This is a genomic window from Vibrio sp. V42_P2S4T144 (genome assembly GCF_009904715.1).
GTDB classification, from domain to species: Bacteria; Pseudomonadota; Gammaproteobacteria; order Enterobacterales; family Vibrionaceae; genus Vibrio; species Vibrio alginolyticus.
The window spans coordinates 1-3,249 of record NZ_WXWS01000618.1; the positions used below are offsets into that span (position 1 = coordinate 1).

Annotated in this window: 5 protein-coding genes and 1 riboswitch; all 5 genes read left to right on the plus strand. The window is 44.0% G+C overall.

Annotated elements, in window-relative coordinates:
- Window positions 1-112, plus strand: a riboswitch (molybdenum cofactor riboswitch). This riboswitch is flagged as partial in the annotation.
- The 5 genes from moaA to moaE all read left to right on the plus strand — a co-directional run bounded on the left by moaA (window position 101) and on the right by moaE (window position 2,921).
- Window positions 101-1,090, plus strand: a complete 990-nt coding sequence (gene moaA / locus CAG68_RS20160) for a GTP 3',8-cyclase MoaA (RefSeq protein ID WP_017636052.1) — start codon at window positions 101-103, stop codon at window positions 1,088-1,090. Its footprint overlaps the riboswitch before it by 12 nt.
- A gap of 101 nt (window positions 1,091-1,191) precedes the next feature.
- Window positions 1,192-1,704, plus strand: a complete 513-nt coding sequence (moaB, locus tag CAG68_RS20165; protein ID WP_005388935.1) for a molybdenum cofactor biosynthesis protein B — start codon at window positions 1,192-1,194, stop codon at window positions 1,702-1,704.
- A gap of 26 nt (window positions 1,705-1,730) precedes the next feature.
- On the plus strand, window positions 1,731-2,210 hold the full coding sequence (gene moaC, locus CAG68_RS20170; protein ID WP_005380779.1) for a cyclic pyranopterin monophosphate synthase MoaC: 480 nt from the start codon (window positions 1,731-1,733) through the stop codon (window positions 2,208-2,210).
- The gene (gene moaD, locus CAG68_RS20175) at window positions 2,207-2,464 is read left to right on the plus strand and encodes a molybdopterin synthase sulfur carrier subunit (RefSeq protein WP_005388938.1); all 258 of its coding nucleotides are present in this window, start codon (window positions 2,207-2,209) and stop codon (window positions 2,462-2,464) included. The genes moaC and moaD overlap by 4 nt, the downstream gene beginning before the upstream one ends.
- Window position 2,465: 1 nt before the next feature.
- Entirely contained in the window at window positions 2,466-2,921 is a 456-nt protein-coding gene (moaE, locus tag CAG68_RS20180; protein ID WP_025767210.1) for a molybdopterin synthase catalytic subunit MoaE, read from the plus strand.
- Window positions 2,922-3,249 lie beyond the last annotated feature (328 nt).

Sequence of the window (3,249 nt, forward strand, 5' to 3'; positions counted from 1 at the left end):
CTATTGCTAAGTCCTTGGATAAGCGTTTTGAGCCAGTGGCATACTGTCACAAGGGCATGATTGGAAATGGCCATGCCTCCCGTGTTTGGAAAGGTGTTCCGTGGCGCAACAATTCGAAGACAAATTTCATCGTAAGTTTTATTACTTGCGTCTGTCTGTGACCGACGTATGTAATTTCAAATGTACCTATTGCCTTCCTGATGGCTATAAGCCTTCGGGCAATAAAAACTCGTCTTTTTTATCTCTCCCTGAAATCAAACGGGTCGTAAAAGCATTCGCTGATTGTGGCACGTCAAAAGTGCGCATCACTGGTGGTGAGCCTAGCTTACGCAAAGATTTTACCGACATTATCCATTCAGTAGCGGCGACGCCTGGCATTCAAAAAGTTGCAACGACAACCAATGGCTATCGCATGGCAAAACAAGTCGCAGATTGGCGTGAAGCGGGTTTAACCCACATTAATGTCAGTGTGGATAGCCTTGACCCGCGTATGTTTCATCAAATCACAGGTGAAAATAAGTTTACTGAAGTCATGAATGGTATCGAACGTGCGTTCGAGGTCGGTTATGAGCAAGTAAAAGTTAATGTGGTGTTGATGAAAGATCTGAACCATCACGAGCTGCCAGCGTTTCTTAACTGGATAAAAGATCGTCCAATCCAACTGCGTTTCATTGAGTTGATGCAAACGGGTGAGATGGATGAGCTATTTAATAAGCACCATGTATCCGGAGTGGCAATTCGTAACCAGCTAATTGCAAATGGTTGGTTGCTGAAAGTGCGCTCGCATAATGATGGTCCTGCGCAAGTATTTGTTCATCCTGATTACAAGGGTGAAATAGGTCTTATCATGCCTTATGAAAAAGACTTTTGTGAAAGCTGCAACCGACTGCGCGTTTCTGCGATGGGTAAGCTGCACCTATGTCTGTTTGGAGACCACGGTGTAGAATTGCGTGATCTTTTGGAACGTGATGAGCAAGAGAGTGAGCTTATTGAACGTATCCAGGCGCAGTTACAAACCAAGTCGGTAAGCCATTTCTTGCATGATGGCAATACTGGTATGACGCCACACCTCGCGTCTATCGGCGGCTAACTTCATTCAATTTTTAGAGCGAGTTCACTGATAAGCTGGCTCTAACTTTTTCCGAATCGATACCAAGCGTATCAAAGCTAATTAAGAGAATAGGTGAACAAATGGGTCACGCTGAAAGCAAATTCCAACCTGCAAATATTGCCGTTCTAACGGTATCTGACACTCGTACTGAAGAAAACGATACCTCTGGTCGTTACCTAGCTGAGCATGCTCAAGAAGCGGGTCACAACGTAGTAGACAAGCAAATTGTTATTGATGACATGTATAAGATCCGCGCGATTGTTTCTCAATGGATTGCTGATGAAAGCGTACAAGCGATCATGATTACTGGTGGTACAGGTTTCACCTCACGTGATAGCACGCCAGAAGCACTTAAGCCTCTATTTGATAAAGAAGTTGAAGGTTTTGGTGAGTTGTTCCGTATGGTGTCGTACGAAGAGATCGGTACGTCTACGATTCAGTCTCGTGCGATTGCTGGTTTTGCTAACCACACCGTGATCTTCGCAATGCCAGGTTCAACTGGTGCGTGCCGCACAGGCTGGACAAAAATTATTAAACAGCAGTTGGATGCAAGTCATCGCCCTTGTAACTTCATGCCACACCTATCTGTATAACCTTTCCTAAAAGCGAAGGAAAAACAATGACCCAATTTACACATATCAATGCTTCTGGCGAAGCAAACATGGTTGACGTGTCAGCAAAAACGGAGACGGTTCGTGAAGCTCGTGCTGAAGCATTTGTTCACATGGCCCCAGAAACACTTCAACTGATTGTCTCTGGCCAGCACCACAAAGGTGATGTATTTGCGACGGCTCGTATTGCTGGTATTCAAGCTGCGAAGAAAACCTGGGATTTGATTCCACTTTGTCATCCGCTACTACTCTCTAAAGTTGAAGTTCAACTGGAAGCTATCGAAGCAGAAAACAAAGTTCGCATCGAATCAGTATGTAAACTTGCGGGTAAAACTGGTGTGGAAATGGAAGCGCTCACGGCAGCTTCCGTTGCTGCTCTAACGATTTACGATATGTGTAAAGCAGTACAAAAAGACATGGTCATTGGTCAAGTTCGTCTACTAGAGAAAACGGGTGGTAAATCTGGTCACTTTAAGGTGGAATCATGATTAAAGTACTTTTCTTTGCTCAAACTCGCGAGCTGATTGGCATCGACAGTGTCGAGTTAGACGGGCCGTTTGAAACGGTTGAATCAATTCGTGCACATCTAGTGGAAGAAGGCACTAAGAAAGATGGCAAGTGGGATTTAGCGCTCGAGCCAGGAAAGCTACTTGCTGCAGTGAACCAATCCATCGTCCCTCTGGATACACAAGTAAAAGCAGGTGACGAAGTTGCGTTTTTCCCGCCGGTAACTGGGGGTTAAGATGGATTCTCGTGTTTCTGTACAAATTGAAGACTTTTCGGTTGAGCAAGAATATCAACGTCTATCTGAAGGGGCGGCTGCCGGTGCTGTCGTTACATTCGTTGGTAAAGTTCGAGATATGAACCTTGGGGATAATGTCATTGGTTTACATCTAGAGCACTATCCGGGGATGACAGAGAAGAGCTTGAGCGACATTTGTGATCAAGCTGAGTCTCGCTGGCCACTATTAGGTGTACGCGTGATTCATCGCGTCGGAGACATGGATAGCGGTGATCAAATTGTATTTGTGGGCGTTTCCAGTGCGCACCGCGGCGCGGCATTTGATGCGTGCGAGTTCATCATGGATTATCTGAAAACCCAAGCTCCATTTTGGAAAAAAGAGCGTACGACGAATGAAGATCGTTGGGTTGAGTCGCGCGACACCGATCATCAAGCTGCACAGCGTTGGGAAAAATAGAACTAACCCGCATTCTAGTGAAAAAAGCTAAGTGCTAATGGTACTTAGCTTTTTTTGTATTTATCTTCATTGTATTGCTCACTTTGTTTCAATATTTCCTATCTTTTGTCTGGTGATATTCTTCACAATAAAAGTTTTTTGCCCAATATATAAACAATTATTTGTTAGACTTGATTTGTCATAAATGTTAAATGATGTGTAAATATCTAGCATAAGATGCTAGTAAATGGTTTAAACTCAGATTAATCGAAAGTTTCGCCTGTTAAATGTCGCTTCTGGTCTTTATTTGGCTGGTGAATGCTTTGGGGTTAGAGTTTACTGCTAGATA